Below are 14,811 nucleotides of genomic sequence, written 5' to 3' on the forward strand. Positions count from 1 at the left end.
AACGATCTTCGCGAGCAAGCTCGCTCCTACAGGGGAGCGGTGTGTCCTTAAAGCTGATCGAAATCCAGTACCACCTTGTCGCTGACCGGGAATGCCTGGCACGACAGCACATAGCCGGCGGCCACTTCGTAGTCTTCGAGGGCGTGGTTGCTGTCCATCTCCACTTCGCCTTCGATGACTTTGCATTTGCAGGTGGAGCACACGCCGGCCTTGCACGAATACGGCAGCTCGGCGCCCTGGGCATTGCCCGCGTCGAGGATGCTCTGAGTGTTGCGGGGCAGGTCGAAGGCGAGGGCGCGGCCATCGCTGATCACCGTGATCTGGCTGACCGCCGCATCCACTTGCCGCGCCGCTTCGCGGGCCTCGCGCTTGTGCTGGCTGCCGGCGGCGGCGAACAGTTCGAAATGGATGCGCTCCGGCGCCATGCCCTTGGCCTTGAGGCTGTCGCGCACGGTCTCGGTCATCTCCTGCGGGCCGCAGATAAAGGCCGCGTCGAGGGCTTTCACGTCGAGCCAGCGGGAGAACAGTTGCTCGCACTTCTCGGCGTTAATGCGGCCGTTGTAGAGGTCGACATCCTGCTGCTCGCGGCTGAACACGAAGATCAGGTTCAGGCGCTGCAGGTAGCGGTTCTTCAGGTCTTCCAGCTGTTCGCGAAACAGTGCACCGGAGCTGGAACGGTTGCCGTACAGCAGCGTCACGCGGCTGTGGGGCTCGGTTTGCAGGGTGGTCTTGATGATCGACAGGATCGGCGTGATACCGCTGCCGGCCGCCACTGCCAGGTAATGGCCGTGGCGAGCGGGATCAAGGTCCACATGAAAATGCCCGGCGGGTGGCATCACTTCCAGGCTGTGCCCGACCTTGAGCTGCTCATTGGCAAAAGCGGAGAACCGTCCACCGGCCACGCGCTTGATGGCGATGCGCAGCTCACCGTCATTGACCCCGGTGCAGATCGAATAGGAACGGCGCACTTCCTCGCCATCCAGCTGGGTGCGCATCACCAGGTGCTGGCCCTGGGTGAAGTGGAAGCTGTCTTGCAGATGCTGCGGAATCTCGAAGGCGATGGACACCGCGTCACGGGTCTCGTTGCGCACATCCTTGATGGTCAGGCTGTGAAATTTGCTCATTGTTGTTCTCCAACCAAGCGGGCCGCTGGCCCCTCAGATGCACTTGAAATAGTCGAACGGTTCCAGGCAATCGCGGCAGCGGTGCAGCGCCTTGCAGGCGGTGGAGCCGAATTCGCTGAGCACTTCGGTGTGGGTGCTGCCGCATTGCGGGCAAGCAATCACCGGGCTTTCTCCCAGCAGGCTGCGTTTGCTGCTACTGCCTTGGGGCGGTGCGATGCCGTAGGCCCGCAGGCGTTCGCGGCCGCTGCTGGTGATCCAGTCGGTGGTCCAGGCCGGGGTCAGCTTGCGTTCCAGTTGCGGGGCGCGGAAACCTGCCAGCTCCAATGCATCGCGGATATCGCCCTCGATCACTTCGGTGGCGGGGCAGCCGGAGTAGGTCGGCGTGACCACCACATGCAAGTGGCCGGCCTGCCAGTCCAGGTCGCGCACTATGCCCAGGTCGACCACGCTCACCACCGGCACTTCCGGGTCCATGACCTGCGCCAGGGTGGCCCACGCGGCAGCCAGGTCGGTGGGTTGCGCCGGGCGTGCGCCCTGGTCGCTGGCGATCAGCTCACCAGGTTGCATCGGGGTACGCTCGGGGCAAAAACTGCATTTCCGCCAACAAAATTCCCAGGTGCTCGCTGTGCAAACCGCGGCGTGCATCCAGGTAGAAATAGCTAGCAGCAGGCGGCAGGGGCAGGGTGGCGCTGGTAAAGATTTCGCTGACCTGGGTTTGCCACGCTGCGGCAACCTGAGCGGCGTCCGGCGTAATGCCGGCGGCGTGCAGGCGCTGTTCACTGTCGTCGGCGCCGGTCAGTTCCACGGTGAACCGCCACAGCTCGGGGATCGCCGCGAGCATGCGTTTATGGCTTTCCTCGGTGCCGTCTCCCAGGCGCTCCACCCACTCGCCGGAGCGGCGCAGGTGATAGGTGACTTCCTTCACCGCCTTGGCCGCGATGCCGGCGATGCGTTCGTCGCTGGATTGGGCCAGGCCGCTCAACACCGGCAAGTGCCAGGCGTCATACAGGAATTGCTTGAGGATGGTCACCGCGTAGTCGCCGTTGGGTTGTTCCACCAGCAGCAGGTTGCGATAGGCCCGCTCATCCCGGCGGAAGGCCAGGTGATCGGCGTCGCGCCCGTCGTCCAGCAGCTCGGCGGCGTATTCCAGCCAGTTGCGCGCCTGGCCTACCAGGTCGAGGCCGACGTTCATCAGCGCCAGTTCTTCTTCCAGTGCCGGCGCATGGCCGCACCACTGGCACAGGCGCTGGCCCTGGATCAGGGCGCTGTCGCCGAGGCGCAGCAGGTATTCGATCAGATCGGTTTCAGGGTTCATGGTCGACCTCACATATGCCCGACTTCGGCCGGCAACTCGTAGAAGCTGGCGTGGCGGTAGACCTTGTCATCGGCCGGGTCGAACAGCGGGTCTTTCTCGTCCGGCGACGAGGCGGTGATCAGCGCGGAAGGCACTACCCACAGGCTCACGCCTTCACTGCGGCGGGTGTACAGCTCCCGGGCATTCTCGATGGCCATGGTGGTGTCGGCGGCATGCACGCTGCCCACATGCTTGTGATTCAGGCCGTGCTTGCTGCGCACGAAGACTTCAAACAGGGTCCATTCAGACATAACGGTGACTCCACATCAGGTGGCCGATCAGGCGGCGTTCTTGTTCTGTTTTTTACGGGCGTGGGCGACGGCGGCTTCGCGTACCCAGGCACCGTCTTCAATCGCCTTGCGGCGGGTGGCGACGCGTTCCTGGTTGCACGGGCCGTTGCCCTTGAGCACTTCGTAGAACTCGCTCCACTGGATCTCGCCGAAATCGTAATGGCCGCGTTCGGCGTTCCACTTCAGGTCCGGGTCGGGGCAGGTGCAGCCCAGCAGCTCCAGCTGCGGGATGGTCTGGTCGATGAAGCGCTGGCGCAGTTCGTCGTTGCTCTGGCGCTTGATTTTCCAGGCCATGGACTGGGCGCTGTTGGGCGAGTGTTCGTCGCTGGGGCCGAACATCATCAGCGATGGCCACCAGAGGCGGTTGATCGCGTCCTGGACCATGTCTTTTTGCGCCTGGGTGCCCTGGCGCATCATGGTCAGCAGCAGTTCGTAGCCCTGGCGCTGGTGAAAGCTTTCTTCCTTGCAGATGCGCACCATGGCCCGGGAGTAGGGGCCGTAGGAGGTGCGCTGCAGTACCACCTGGTTGACGATGGCGGCGCCGTCTACCAGCCAGCCTACTGCGCCCATGTCGGCCCAGTTCAGGGTGGGGTAGTTGAAGATGCTGGAGTACTTGGCCTTGCCGCTGTGGAGCTTGGCGATTTCTTCGTCGCGGTCGGCGCCCAGGGTTTCCATGGCGCTGTAGAGATACAGGCCGTGGCCGGCTTCGTCCTGGATCTTGGCCATCAGTTGCAGCTTGCGTTTGAGGGTGGGGGCGCGGGTGACCCAGTTGCCCTCGGGCAGCATGCCGACGATTTCCGAGTGGGCGTGTTGGGAGATCTGGCGGATCAGGGTTTGACGGTAGGCGTCAGGCATCCAGTTCTTGGCTTCGATCTTGATTTCGGCGTCGATTTTTTCCTGGAAGGCGCGTTCCTGGTCGGACATCTCGGAGAGGTCCTTGATGCGCTTTACTCCGGTTTCTACAAGCTGTGCGTACATGGGGGGTCTCCCGCCTTGTGTTTTGTCGTAGGCATGGAGGACTTTATAAGCGATACGGAAATTAATATCAAACACAAAATATGGTGTCGTTATTTGATTTTGTATCGCTTTGCGGGAAGGGAGCAGATATCTGTCGCTACGGTAACGGCGGCATAGGGTTCCCGGTCATCGTGGTAAGCAGGGCCAGTAGGCAAAAAACAGGGCCGCTTTATGTGGGAGCGGGCTTGCTCGCGAAGAACCTGAGTGCGCCGCGTTGAATCAGGATGCCCGCGTCATCGTTAACGACCTTCGCGAGCAAGCCCGCTCCCACATTTGAACCGTGTGCGCCTTTGATTTTGCTGGCGCTCTACCCCCACCCCAAAAAACGAGCAAAAAAAAGCCCCGCAAATGCGGGGCCAAAAAGGTGCAGCAGTCATGCCTTAGGGCGACGATCCATCACATGGCAAGCCTTGCCCTCAGACCGCTTGATCGAATGCAGCGGCTGCAAAACGATGCGCGAGCTGATCCCGATATACGTCTTGATGTGCCTGCTCAGTTCGCTGGAAACGGCTTTCTGTTGTTCATCATTGAGGTGCTGATGCTCAGCCTTGAGCTCCACATGCACATCCACACTGTCCAGATTGCCATTACGATACAGATGTATCTCATAACACTCTGAAAGCTGTTTTATTTTAAGCACCTGCTCCTCGATCTGCGTGGGAAACACATTAACCCCGCGAATGATCAACATGTCATCACTGCGCCCGGTGATCTTGTCGATCCGCCGCATCGGCCGCGCTGTCCCCGGCAGCAACCGCGTCAAATCCCGGGTGCGGTAGCGAATCATCGGCAGCGCCTCCTTGCTCAAGGAGGTAAACACCAGTTCTCCCATCTGCCCGTCCGGCAGCACCTCACCCGTCACCGGGTCGATGATCTCCGGGTAGAAGTGATCCTCCCAAATGGTCGGGCCATCCTTGGTTTCCGCACACTCCATGGCCACCCCAGGCCCCATGATTTCCGACAGCCCGTAAATATCCAGCGCCGTAATCCCCAGTCGCGCCTCGATTGCACTGCGCAGCTCGGCAGTCCACGGCTCGGCCCCAAAGATCCCCAGTCGCAACGCCAGCTTCTGTGGATCAATGCCCTGGCGCTCGATTTCATCGGCAATGTTCAGCATGTACGAGGGCGTGACCATGATGATGTCCGGCTGGAAATCCTTGATCAGTTGCACCTGTTTTTCCGTCTGCCCGCCGGACATCGGAATCACCGTACAACCCAGGCGTTCCGCGCCGTAGTGGGCACCAAGACCGCCGGTGAACAGCCCGTAGCCATAGGAGATATGCACCTTGTCGCCACGTCGCCCACCGGCCGCGCGGATCGAGCGGGCCACCACATTGGCCCAGGTGTCGATGTCGTTCTGGGTGTAACCCACCACCGTCGGCTTGCCGGTGGTGCCGCTGGACGCATGCAGGCGCACCACCTCGTTCATCGGCACGGCAAACATGCCGTAGGGGTAACTGTCCCGCAGGTCGCCCTTGGTGGTGAACGGGAACCTGGCCAGGTCGTCCAGGGACTTGATGTCATCCGGGTGCACCCCCAGCGCGTCGAAGCGCTGACGGTACAGCGGCACATTCTGGTAGGCGTGGCGCAGGCTCCAGCGCAAGCGCTCCAGTTGATGGGCGCGCAGTTCGTCGACGCTGGCGGTTTCCAGCGGGTCCAGCACAGGGTTAAGCACGGCGTTTGGAATAGGCATGTTCATGAGTTCACTCGAATTATTTTTGTGTATCAGCCCACCGCACACCGTGGGCTTTGAGTGCATGCCCCAAGGATACCGCTAGGCTCCCCGGGAATCGCGAATCTTTAGTCGGACAGGCGCTCGATGATCAGCGCGATGCCCTGGCCCACGCCGATGCACATGGTGCACAGGGCGTAGCGGCCGCCACGTTCTTCCAGCTCATGCAGGGCGGTGGTTACCAGCCGTGCGCCGCTCATCCCCAGTGGATGGCCGAGGGCGATGGCGCCGCCGTTGGGGTTCACCCGTGGGTCGTTGTCCCCCAGGCCCAGCTCGCGCAGTACCGCCAGGCCCTGGGCGGCGAAGGCTTCGTTGAGCTCGATCACGTCCATGTCCGCCAGGCTCAGGTTGGCCAGTTCCAGCACCTTGCGGGTCGCCGGCACCGGGCCGATGCCCATGATGCGCGGTTCCACGCCGGCGGTGGCCATCGCCACCACCCGGCCGCGGGCGACCAGGCCGTGACGCTTGGCAACTTCCGCGCTGGCCAGCAGCAGGGCGCAGGCGCCGTCGTTGACCCCGGACGCATTGCCGGCGGTGATGCTGCCACCCTCGCGGAATGGCGTGCCGAGTTTCTGCAGTTGTTCAAGGGTGGTGTCGCCGCGGGGATGTTCGTCGTGTTCCACCACCTTGGCCGGGCCTTTGCGCTGGGGAATTTCCACCGCGACGATTTCCCTGGCCAGGCGCCCGCTGGCCTGGGCGGCGGCTGCACGTTGCTGGCTGCGCAGGGCAAACGCGTCCTGGTCGGCACGGGAGATATTGAACTGCTCGGCGACGTTTTCAGCGGTCTCCGGCATCGAGTCGATCCCGTAGGCCTTTTTCATCAGCGGGTTGACGAAGCGCCAGCCAATGGTGGTGTCATATAGCTGCGCATCGCGGGAAAACGCCTGTTCGGCCTTGCCCATTACCAGCGGTGCCCGGGACATCGATTCCACGCCGCCCACCAGCATCAAGCCAGCCTCGCCACAGCGAATCGCCCGGGCCGCGCTGCCGATGGCGTCCAGCCCCGAGCCGCACAAACGGTTGAGGGTGGTGCCCGGCACGCTCACCGGCAGCCCGGCCAGCAGCGCCGACATGCGCGCCACGTTGCGGTTGTCTTCGCCGGCCTGGTTGGCGCAGCCGTAGATCACATCGTCGACGCTGCTCCAGTCCACTTGCGGGTGGCGGCGCAGCAGTTCGCGCAGCGGCACCGCTCCGAGGTCGTCGGCGCGCACGCTGCTCAAGGCGCCGGCGTAGCGGCCGATCGGGGTGCGGACTGCGTCGATGATCAAGGCGTCATTCATTCGGATTCTCCTGCGCCAGCACCGTGCCGCGCACTTTGTAGGATTTGCCATGGAACAGCGCAATCAGCTGGCCCAGTTGGTTTTCGATACGGACGTCGTAGTTGCCGGTGCGACCCGACCGGCTTTGCTCGCGGCAATCGGCACTCAAGGTGTCGCCCAGGTGGGCCGGGGCGATGTAGTCGATGCTGCAGCCGAGCGCCACGGTGGCGTCGTTATAGCTGTTGCAGGCCAGGGCGAATGCCGAGTCCGCCAGCGCAAACAGGTAGCCGCCGTGGCAGGTGCCGTGGCCCTGGATCATGTCGGCGCGCACGCTCATGCCCAGTCGTGCGCAACCCGGCGCCACCGAGAGCAGGCGCATGCCCATGCCCTGGCTGGCGGCATCGCGGCTGAACATGGCCTGGGCGCATTGGTTGGCCAGGTTCATGGCTTCATGGTTGGTCATGTGGTGCGCTCCTTTCAGCGGCCCTTGAAGCTTGGGCTGCGTTTTTCCATGAAGGCGGCGACGCCTTCGCGGTAATCCTCGCTGCGCCCGGCCAGGCGTTGCAGGTCGCGCTCCAGCTCCAGTTGTTGGTCAAAGCTGTTGCTCAGGCTGGCGTTCAGGCTGCGCTTGATCAGCGCCAGGCCGTAGGTCGGTTGCGTGGCCAGGTGGCGGGCCAGGGTCAGGGCTTCGTTGCGCAATTCGGCGTCGTCCACGCAGCGGTAGATCAGGCCCCATTGCTCGGCCTGCTCGGCGCTCAGGCGGTTGCCCAGCAGGGCCAGCGCCTTGGCGCGGGCCATGCCCACCAGGCGCGGCAGGGTCCAGGTGCCGCCGGAATCGGGGATCAGGCCGATCTTGCAGAAGGCTTGGATGAAGTTCGCCGAGCGTGCTGCCAGCACCAGGTCGCAGGCCAGCGGGATGTTCGCGCCGGCACCGGCCGCCACGCCGTTGACCGCGCAGATCACCGGCAAAGGCAGGTCGCGCAGTTGGCGGATCAGCGGGTTGTAGAACTTCTCGATGGATTCGCCCAGGTCCGGCACCGCGCTGCCGGGTGCCACGTTGCGGTCGCTGAGGTCTTGCCCGGCGCAAAAGCCGCGGCCTTCACCGGTCAGCAGCAGCACGCGCACGTCGGGGTTTTCCTGGACTTGCTTCAACGCCTGCTGGACTTCGCCGTGCATCTGCGTGTTGAAGCTGTTGAGCTGGTCGGGGCGATTGAGGCTGAGCAGGGCGACGCCGGCCTCGATGGAAAACAGGATGTGTTCGAAGTTCATGGTCGTGAGGCCCTCACGGTGCACGCTCGGCGGTCAGCCGGCTCATTATTGGATCGGCGTGGTCAGCCGGTTTTGCCGGAGTATAGCTTTAACGTGATACATAAATGCAACGATAAAATTGATTTGGTGTGTCTTGTTTTGAGTTTGATGAAAATGAACTGCTCGCTGTGCTGGTCGGTAAATACCTGATAAATCCCCTATTTTATTGGCTTTACGTCGATTATCAGCGGCACCGTATCAAGCCACGGCGACACCTGATTCAAGCGATACGCTTTTTCAGCTTTGTGCTTGTAAAAATGATGTGATACAAAACAAGCCAAGATCGGCATCGCTTTGCGAGTACGCCATAAAAGGAATCCCCATGACTTGCTACAGCCTCGACGGCCTGACCCCGGTGGTCGACCCCACGGCCTACGTCCATCCCTCGGCGGTACTGATCGGCGACGTGATCATCGGCCCCCATTGCTATGTAGGGCCGCTGGCGAGTTTGCGCGGCGACTTCGGGCGCATCGTCCTCGAAGAAGGCGCCAACCTGCAGGACACCTGCGTGATGCACGGCTTCCCGGACAGCGATACGGTGGTCGAGCGCAACGGCCATATCGGCCACGGCGCCGTGCTGCACGGTTGCCGGATCGGCACCGATGCGCTGGTGGGCATGAATGCGGTGGTGATGGACAACGCCCGTATCGGCGCTCGCTCGTTCGTCTCGGCGGCGGCGTTCGTCAAAGCCGGTTTCGAGTGCCCTGAGCAGTCGTTGGTGATGGGCGCGCCGGCCAGCGTCAAGCGCAGCCTCAGTGATGAAGAGGTGCACTGGAAACAAACCGGCACTCGTGAATACCAGCGCCTGGCTCAGCGTTGCCTGGAGCAGATGCAGGAATGCGCACCCCTGAGCGCACCGGAAGCTGATCGCCCACGCATCAGCGACAGCGGCCTGCGGCCCAAGGGCAGATGAATCGCCTGCATCCCGACGCCGCTAAAAACGGTATATTTTCTCTTTTTGCCTCGGTACGCCCATGTCGTCACTGACACCCCTGAACCAACTGATTACCCGCTTCCAGGAGCAGACGCCGATTCGCGCCAGTTCCTTGATCATCACCTTGTACGGGGACGCCATCGAACCCCACGGCGGGACGGTGTGGCTGGGCAGCCTGATCCAGTTGCTCGAACCCATCGGCATCAATGAACGGCTGATCCGCACCTCGATCTTCCGCCTGACCAAGGAAGGCTGGCTGACCGCCGAAAAAGTCGGGCGCCGCAGCTACTACAGCCTGACCGGTGCCGGGCGTCGGCGTTTCGACAAGGCCTTCAAGCGGGTCTACAGCTCCAGCGTGCCGGCATGGGATGGTTCATGGTGCCTGGTGATGCTCACGCAGTTGACCCAGGACAAGCGCAAACAAGTGCGTGAAGAGCTGGAGTGGCAAGGTTTTGGTGCGATTGCCCCGACCGTGCTGGCCTGCCCACGCAGCGACCGCGCCGACGTCAACGCCACCTTGCTCGACCTCGGCGCCCAGGAAGACACCATCGTCTTCGAAACCACCGCCCAGGATGTACTGGCCTCCAAGGCCCTGCGGGTGCAGGTGCGCGAGAGCTGGAACATCGAGGAGCTGGCGGCCCATTACAGCGAGTTCATCCAACTGTTCCGACCGCTCTGGCAAGCGCTTCGCGAGCAGGAACAGCTACAGCCTGCGGATTGTTTCCTGGCACGGGTCCTGCTTATCCATGAGTACCGCAAACTGCTGCTGCGCGACCCGCAATTACCCGATGAATTGCTCCCCGGCGATTGGGAAGGCCGCGCCGCCCGCCAGTTGTGCCGCAATATTTACCGGTTGATCTACGCCAAGGCCGAGGAATGGCTGAACAGCGCGCTGGAAACTGCCGACGGCCCGTTGCCGGACGTTGGCGAAAGCTTTTACCGGCGGTTCGGAGGCCTGAAATAAGGAGCGACGCTGTTCAGGAGAACGGGTGGAGTGATGTGGCGTAGAGAATAAAAATAAGCCTGCGTGAGGCCTGAACATGATGTCTTCAATTGCACAGCGCTGTGATGGGTTCGACCAATGGATCCATCAGATCAATCAGATCTGTGGCGCATTCGATGGGCAGATCCTGGGGGATGGTTTTTCCGGGCAGATCCGCGAGTACCAGAGCGGCGCGCTGAAACTCAGCTTTGTCGACGCCTGCCAGGCTCGCTTGTTTCGTACCCCCAGCCAAATCGCGGCGGGCGAGGGCGGCAAGTACTTTGCCGTGTTCCAGCTCGACGGCACGGCCGGCATGGCCCAGGGTGACAGCAAGGCGCTGTTGCGCGCCGGCGACATTACCCTGATCGATGCGGCGCACCCCAGCGACTTCACCTACAGCGAGAATTCGCGGCAGTTGTCGTTGATCCTGCCGTCGTACCTGGTGGAGCAGACCTTGCGTTTCAACCCGGTCAAATGCGGGCACCGGATCGAGGCGACGTCGCCGATGGCGATGCTGTCCCGGCAGCTGATTCTGGAGGCTACCCGGCAAGACAACCTGACCTTGCAGGAAAGCGAGGCGACGCTGGAGGCGATCATCAACCTGCTGCGCCCGGCGATCAGCCAGGCGGGCGAGGGCAGCGACGCCCATGAGCGAGTGTTCCGCAAGACGCTGGAGTGCATTGACCAGCACATTCGCTCCGAAGAGCTGTGCCCCGAGTGGCTGGCGCGGGAGGTGGGGATGTCGGTGCGCGGGCTGTACCGGATCTTTGCCCGCAAGGGCCTGGTGGTGGCACGGTACATCAAGAACCGACGGCTGGATTTGTGTGCTGAATCCCTGCGCCAATCCAGGGTGGAGGAAAAGCTTTCGGTGCTGGGGTACTCGTGGGGGTTTTCGGATTCGAGTTATTTTTCGACGGCGTTCAAGTCACGGTTCGGCATTGCGCCGGGTGAGTACCGCAAACAACACGCCTGATCAGGGGATACGCCGATCAAAAATGTGGGAGCGGGCTTGCTCGCGAATGCGGTGGTTCAGTTGATGCATTGGGTGACTGACACACCGCATTCGCGAGCAAGCCCGCTCCCACATTTGGATCGCGTTTCGTTCAGTTGGGCATTCCATCTTCAATCGCAATCCCTTGCGCCCGCATCTCCTTGATCAACCCCGCCCTTGTGCCCGGCAGATTGAGCATCGCTTTGTGCCGCAATTCAGTGACTTCCTCGGCGCTATAGGGCTTGTAATCCACCGGCGTACTCTTGCCCGCCATCCCGTCCGGGCGCATCAGCCAGTTCAGCAAATCCGCCAGTTGCCCATCGTTCAGCGCCGACTGCGACATCCCCGGCACCCGTACCAAAAACTCCCGCCCGCCTGGCACCTTCAGAAAGTTGCCGACAAACCCGGTCATCCTCGGTGTGTCGTTGGCCGCCGAGCCCATGCCGCTGCCCAGATGGCAGCCGGCACACTGCAGCTGATAGTTGGTCGCCACGCTGTACCCGGCCTGGGCGATCGGCGTTTGCGGCGACTCATTGCCCGGTGCGTGCTTCTGGTTTGGATTGGGAATGGCCCGAGCCTGGGCGAGCGGGGTGGCGAAGACACACATCAAGCTCAGCAAAAACAACGTACGCATGACAAGCCTCTTGCACTGACCTGTGGCGAGGGCGCTTGCTCCCGTTGGGCTGTGCTGCGGCCCCAAGATCTCTGGGAGCGCTTCGCACTCCAACGGGAGCAAGCTCCCTCGCCACAAGGGTGAGTTAAACCGCGACGCCGCGAATGATCGAGACCGTGCAGTGGTAGATGTGGGATTTGGCCGCCAGGCACCAGTTCACATCGTTGTTGTTGAACGGCCGGTATGCCGGTTCCTCGCTGTCGTTACGCGTGCACGCGCACTGGGCGCAGCTTTGCTTACCGCAGCAGTCGTTATAGGAAATGATGTAGTCCTTGCCATCCGCCGGGTTGCGGCAGGTGCCGATCCAGGTCACCTGGGACGCCTCGGTGCCCGGTGGGCAGGAGGTCACCGAACCGCCACAGCAACTGCACAGGAAACCGTCGATGGAGCAGTAGCGCCAGTAGTCGCAACTGTTCGGGTCGCCCGGGTCACCGGCTTTCGGGTTATCGGCAGCCAGCGCCTTGCTGGTGCGGTCCAGGGGCAGCAGCAGGGGCAACGCGGCGCCTGCGACCATCAGCGAACCCATACGGGCCAACAGTTTGCGTCGCGACGTGGTGTCGGCCAGGCGACGGGTCGAGCGCTCGAATAACAGATCCAGCAATTTCATGAGAGTCTCCCTGCCTTAATCAGTGGCTATGGCCGTGGCTGTGGTCGTGGGGCTGCGGCTGGCTGTTGAGGTATTCCTGCAGCGTCGCGCTTTTCAGGTGTTCGACTTCGAACAGGCTGTCCAGGTGCTCGCGGGAATTGACCAGGCCCTTGGCGCGCAAGGTGCCGCTCTTGTCGATCAGCGCGGCATACGGCAGCTTGCCGATCTGGTAGGTCATGCCGACTTCCGGGCCGACCACGTAGGTGACGTCGTCCAGCTTGTGTTCGGTGATCAGCGCGTGCTGGGCTTCCATGTCGCCGTCGCTGATAAACACCACATCGAGTCGGTCAGCCTGTTCCCTGGCGATGGACTTGATCGCCGGCAACAGGGATTTGCAGATCGGGCAGGTGGGCGAGAGGAAGAACAGCAACTGGTTCTTCTCACCGGCATAGCCGAAGTTCACCGGGCGGCCTTTACGGTCGGAAGCGGTGACTTGCGGGGCCGGCTCATTCACCGCCACGCCCTTGTCGACCATCAGTGCGCCGGCCGGGGCGATGCGCCCGTGCAGCACACCAATCTGGCGCACCAGGCCCATCACGGCAAACGCCAGCGCCAGCAGCAGTACCCACAGCAGTACGTTGGAAACAATAAGGCCTTCCATTGATCACCTACCAATCAGTTTGAGCAGAAGAGGGGAGTTCGCCAGCAGGCCATCGGCTGCGGCGTAAATCAGCAGCGCGACGGCGCTGGCGGCGACGGTGACGAAGCCGTCGAAAAAAACCAGGTCACGGGCAATCGGCAGCACGCTGGCCAGCAGGGCCACGGCCACCAGTGCGCCGTTGCGCAACAGCAGGATCGGCCGCAATGGCTGCGCCTGGTCGGGGCCTGCGCAGCCGCAGTCGATGTCCCGGCGGCCGCGCCACAGGTTGATGCCAATGGCGGCGGCGTACAGTGCAATCAGGCCGGCGGCGCCGAGGGCGGCCCAGGAACGGCTGGCCGGCACCAGCAGGGCAAAGGCAATCACCAGTTCCAGCACCGGGATTACCCGGGCGGCGGGGCGAGTCACTGCCTCTGGCAGCAACTGGTAATCGGCCAGTTGCCGGGCGAAGCGTGCCGGTGCGCGCAACTTGTGGGTCGCGGCACTGGCCAGCAACACCGCGATGGCGAGGGCGCTGGCAATGATGAAGATCGGGTCGATATGCATGGCCGAACCTCTTTAGTAGCTCATGATCTGGGTTGCGGTCTTCGCTACCTTGGCCATGCTACCGGTGAGTTTGTTGGTCTTGAGGTCGAAGATCTGCAAGCCGCCTTCGACGTCGGCGCCCAGCAACAGGGGCTTGTCGTCGCCGGTGGCCTGCATGCTCCAGACCGGGGTCGGGGCTTCCAGGGTGGCTATCTTCTTCATGGTCTTGAGGTCATAGGCCCAGATGATGGTGCTCGGGTCTTCCCACTTCATCGGCTCGTGGTTGTCGTGCATCAGCACGTACATGCGGTTGAGTTTCGGTGCCACGGCCATCAACTGCCAGCCACCCGGGGCCCAACCGGTTTTCTTTTCCGCGTCGGTGGTGAGTGACCAGGACGGCAGGATTTTCGGCTCATCGCCGGAGAAATCTACCGGGCGGATGGTGCCGGTGGTGGTGGTGAAGTAGTAGGTGTCGCCCACGTTCACCGCGCGTTCGTTGAGCTTCTCGGCGTTGGGGTCGAAGAAGTGCGTGCGGTTGCGCGAGGTTTCCTGGCCCTGCTCGTTCAGCGTCACCACTTGCAGGCTGCCGTCGCCGCACAGGGAGGCGAAGCGGCGAGTGCCGACCGGGTAATTGAGTACGCAGCCCGGGATCGCGATTTCGGCGGTGACGGAGCGGGACTGGGTGTCGACCACGGTCACGGAGGTGGAGGGTGTGAAGTTGTAGACATAGACGAAGCGGTCATCGCCGCTGGTCTTCAGCCCATAGCGCTGGGTCAGGGATTCGGCGCGTTTGTTCGGGATCAGCACTTCCCAGGCGGGCGACAGGCTGGAGCTGTCCCAGGCGGTGAGCACATCGGTGCGATCGCCCCGGGTGCCGCGGGAATAGTAGATGTCGGCGCTGTACAGGGTCTTCTGGTCGTGGCTCAGGGCCGAGGGCGCGGCGAAGCCGGTGGGGACCATGCCGAGGACGCGCTTCTTGTCGGGATCTACCACGGTGACGCGGCCGACCACGAAGCTTTCGAATTCGACGTCTACCACGAATGCGCGGTGGGCTTCCGGTGGAAAGGCCAGGGTGGTCTGGCCGATGGTGTCTGGCGGTAAATCCGCCTGGGCGCTGTTCAAGCCGAGTACAAGCAGGCCCAGACCCAGCGCTGACTGTACGTTGATCCTGTTGCTTCGCATTAGGGGCACTCCCTGAATTATTGTGTTTTGCTAATCGCGGGTGCTTTGGCAGATTCTTGCAAGTGGATTCTGCCTTGTGGGGCGATTGCAAGAATTGTTGTGTCTGCCAAGTGGTTGTGTGTCTGTGCCAATGGTTTGGGGTAGGGTGTATATCCGTTATTTTTGTTATGGCTGGTATTGGTTCCGCTCTTACAGC

The 14,811-nt window shown here is 62.4% G+C and carries 17 protein-coding genes; 3 read left to right on the forward strand and 14 right to left on the reverse strand.

Annotated elements, in window-relative coordinates:
* Positions 1–47: 47 nt before the first annotated feature.
* The 9 genes from paaE to paaG all read right to left on the reverse strand — a co-directional run bounded on the left by paaE (position 48) and on the right by paaG (position 8,045).
* Complete coding sequence (gene paaE / locus HX818_RS12385; RefSeq protein WP_177020202.1) at positions 48–1,124, reverse strand: 1,2-phenylacetyl-CoA epoxidase subunit PaaE; 1,077 nt, start codon at positions 1,122–1,124, stop codon at positions 48–50.
* Positions 1,125–1,157: 33 nt separating this feature from the next.
* Positions 1,158–1,691 (reverse strand): 1,2-phenylacetyl-CoA epoxidase subunit PaaD, encoded by a 534-nt coding sequence (gene paaD / locus HX818_RS12390; RefSeq protein ID WP_003208903.1) that lies wholly within the window; start codon positions 1,689–1,691, stop codon positions 1,158–1,160.
* On the reverse strand, positions 1,678–2,439 hold the full coding sequence (gene paaC / locus HX818_RS12395; RefSeq protein WP_003208901.1) for a 1,2-phenylacetyl-CoA epoxidase subunit PaaC: 762 nt from the start codon (positions 2,437–2,439) through the stop codon (positions 1,678–1,680). The genes paaD and paaC overlap by 14 nt, the downstream gene beginning before the upstream one ends.
* Before the next feature lie 8 nt (positions 2,440–2,447).
* Positions 2,448–2,729 carry a 1,2-phenylacetyl-CoA epoxidase subunit PaaB gene (gene paaB / locus HX818_RS12400; RefSeq protein WP_003208899.1) on the reverse strand — a complete coding sequence of 94 codons (282 nt, stop codon included), beginning with the start codon at positions 2,727–2,729 and terminating at the stop codon, positions 2,448–2,450.
* Positions 2,730–2,756: 27 nt separating this feature from the next.
* Positions 2,757–3,746, reverse strand: a complete 990-nt coding sequence (paaA, locus tag HX818_RS12405) for a 1,2-phenylacetyl-CoA epoxidase subunit PaaA (RefSeq protein WP_003208897.1) — start codon at positions 3,744–3,746, stop codon at positions 2,757–2,759.
* 412 nt (positions 3,747–4,158) lie between these two features.
* A complete protein-coding gene (gene paaK / locus HX818_RS12410; RefSeq protein WP_102368711.1) occupies positions 4,159–5,484 on the reverse strand; it encodes a phenylacetate--CoA ligase PaaK in 1,326 nt (441 codons plus the stop codon).
* Between the two features lie 101 nt (positions 5,485–5,585).
* Positions 5,586–6,797 (reverse strand): 3-oxoadipyl-CoA thiolase, encoded by a 1,212-nt coding sequence (gene pcaF / locus HX818_RS12415; protein WP_063029023.1) that lies wholly within the window; start codon positions 6,795–6,797, stop codon positions 5,586–5,588.
* Complete coding sequence (gene paaI / locus HX818_RS12420) at positions 6,790–7,239, reverse strand: hydroxyphenylacetyl-CoA thioesterase PaaI (RefSeq protein WP_008431049.1); 450 nt, start codon at positions 7,237–7,239, stop codon at positions 6,790–6,792. Before paaI ends, pcaF begins: the two co-directional genes overlap by 8 nt.
* A gap of 14 nt (positions 7,240–7,253) precedes the next feature.
* Positions 7,254–8,045 (reverse strand): 2-(1,2-epoxy-1,2-dihydrophenyl)acetyl-CoA isomerase PaaG, encoded by a 792-nt coding sequence (gene paaG / locus HX818_RS12425; RefSeq protein WP_003208887.1) that lies wholly within the window; start codon positions 8,043–8,045, stop codon positions 7,254–7,256.
* Positions 8,046–8,406: 361 nt separating this feature from the next.
* Here paaG and paaY point away from each other — a divergent pair, with 361 nt between their 5' ends.
* The 3 genes from paaY (at position 8,407) to feaR (ending at position 10,973) form a co-directional block, all read left to right on the forward strand.
* Entirely contained in the window at positions 8,407–8,997 is a 591-nt protein-coding gene (gene paaY, locus HX818_RS12430; protein ID WP_003208885.1) for a phenylacetic acid degradation protein PaaY, read from the forward strand.
* Positions 8,998–9,058: 61 nt separating this feature from the next.
* The gene (paaX, locus tag HX818_RS12435) at positions 9,059–9,982 is read left to right on the forward strand and encodes a phenylacetic acid degradation operon negative regulatory protein PaaX (RefSeq protein WP_003208883.1); all 924 of its coding nucleotides are present in this window, start codon (positions 9,059–9,061) and stop codon (positions 9,980–9,982) included.
* Between the two features lie 76 nt (positions 9,983–10,058).
* A complete protein-coding gene (gene feaR / locus HX818_RS12440; protein WP_003208881.1) occupies positions 10,059–10,973 on the forward strand; it encodes a transcriptional regulator FeaR in 915 nt (304 codons plus the stop codon).
* Between the two features lie 130 nt (positions 10,974–11,103).
* Here the strand turns inward: feaR and HX818_RS12445 are convergent, their stop codons facing one another.
* The 5 genes from HX818_RS12445 to HX818_RS12465 form a co-directional block, all read right to left on the reverse strand.
* Positions 11,104–11,625 carry a cytochrome C gene (locus HX818_RS12445; RefSeq protein WP_087694284.1) on the reverse strand — a complete coding sequence of 174 codons (522 nt, stop codon included), beginning with the start codon at positions 11,623–11,625 and terminating at the stop codon, positions 11,104–11,106.
* Between the two features lie 124 nt (positions 11,626–11,749).
* Entirely contained in the window at positions 11,750–12,271 is a 522-nt protein-coding gene (locus HX818_RS12450) for a methylamine dehydrogenase light chain (protein ID WP_003208877.1), read from the reverse strand.
* Between the two features lie 19 nt (positions 12,272–12,290).
* A complete protein-coding gene (mauD, locus tag HX818_RS12455; protein ID WP_003208875.1) occupies positions 12,291–12,911 on the reverse strand; it encodes a methylamine dehydrogenase accessory protein MauD in 621 nt (206 codons plus the stop codon).
* A gap of 3 nt (positions 12,912–12,914) precedes the next feature.
* Positions 12,915–13,454, reverse strand: a complete 540-nt coding sequence (locus HX818_RS12460) for a MauE/DoxX family redox-associated membrane protein (RefSeq protein WP_177020203.1) — start codon at positions 13,452–13,454, stop codon at positions 12,915–12,917.
* Between the two features lie 12 nt (positions 13,455–13,466).
* Positions 13,467–14,615, reverse strand: coding sequence for an amine dehydrogenase large subunit (locus tag HX818_RS12465; protein ID WP_003208872.1), 1,149 nt, complete (start codon positions 14,613–14,615; stop codon positions 13,467–13,469).
* Between the last annotated feature and the right edge of the window lie 196 nt (positions 14,616–14,811).

It is taken from the genome of Pseudomonas sp. F9001, assembly GCF_013385435.1.
GTDB lineage: Bacteria > Pseudomonadota > Gammaproteobacteria > Pseudomonadales > Pseudomonadaceae > Aquipseudomonas.

What these genes read in the sequence shown, in the direction of transcription:
- paaE (WP_177020202.1), bottom strand. Translation starts at nt 1,124, where the DNA reads ATGAGCAAATTTCACAGCCTGACCATCAAGGATGTGCGCAACGAGACC.
- paaD (WP_003208903.1), bottom strand. Translation starts at nt 1,691, where the DNA reads ATGCAACCTGGTGAGCTGATCGCCAGCGACCAGGGCGCACGCCCGGCG.
- paaC (WP_003208901.1), bottom strand. Translation starts at nt 2,439, where the DNA reads ATGAACCCTGAAACCGATCTGATCGAATACCTGCTGCGCCTCGGCGAC.
- paaB (WP_003208899.1), bottom strand. Translation starts at nt 2,729, where the DNA reads ATGTCTGAATGGACCCTGTTTGAAGTCTTCGTGCGCAGCAAGCACGGC.
- paaA (WP_003208897.1), bottom strand. Translation starts at nt 3,746, where the DNA reads ATGTACGCACAGCTTGTAGAAACCGGAGTAAAGCGCATCAAGGACCTC.
- paaK (WP_102368711.1), bottom strand. Translation starts at nt 5,484, where the DNA reads ATGAACATGCCTATTCCAAACGCCGTGCTTAACCCTGTGCTGGACCCG.
- pcaF (WP_063029023.1), bottom strand. Translation starts at nt 6,797, where the DNA reads ATGAATGACGCCTTGATCATCGACGCAGTCCGCACCCCGATCGGCCGC.
- paaI (WP_008431049.1), bottom strand. Translation starts at nt 7,239, where the DNA reads ATGACCAACCATGAAGCCATGAACCTGGCCAACCAATGCGCCCAGGCC.
- paaG (WP_003208887.1), bottom strand. Translation starts at nt 8,045, where the DNA reads ATGAACTTCGAACACATCCTGTTTTCCATCGAGGCCGGCGTCGCCCTG.
- paaY (WP_003208885.1), top strand. Translation starts at nt 8,407, where the DNA reads ATGACTTGCTACAGCCTCGACGGCCTGACCCCGGTGGTCGACCCCACG.
- paaX (WP_003208883.1), top strand. Translation starts at nt 9,059, where the DNA reads ATGTCGTCACTGACACCCCTGAACCAACTGATTACCCGCTTCCAGGAG.
- feaR (WP_003208881.1), top strand. Translation starts at nt 10,059, where the DNA reads ATGATGTCTTCAATTGCACAGCGCTGTGATGGGTTCGACCAATGGATC.
- HX818_RS12445 (WP_087694284.1), bottom strand. Translation starts at nt 11,625, where the DNA reads ATGCGTACGTTGTTTTTGCTGAGCTTGATGTGTGTCTTCGCCACCCCG.
- HX818_RS12450 (WP_003208877.1), bottom strand. Translation starts at nt 12,271, where the DNA reads ATGAAATTGCTGGATCTGTTATTCGAGCGCTCGACCCGTCGCCTGGCC.
- mauD (WP_003208875.1), bottom strand. Translation starts at nt 12,911, where the DNA reads ATGGAAGGCCTTATTGTTTCCAACGTACTGCTGTGGGTACTGCTGCTG.
- HX818_RS12460 (WP_177020203.1), bottom strand. Translation starts at nt 13,454, where the DNA reads ATGCATATCGACCCGATCTTCATCATTGCCAGCGCCCTCGCCATCGCG.
- HX818_RS12465 (WP_003208872.1), bottom strand. Translation starts at nt 14,615, where the DNA reads ATGCGAAGCAACAGGATCAACGTACAGTCAGCGCTGGGTCTGGGCCTG.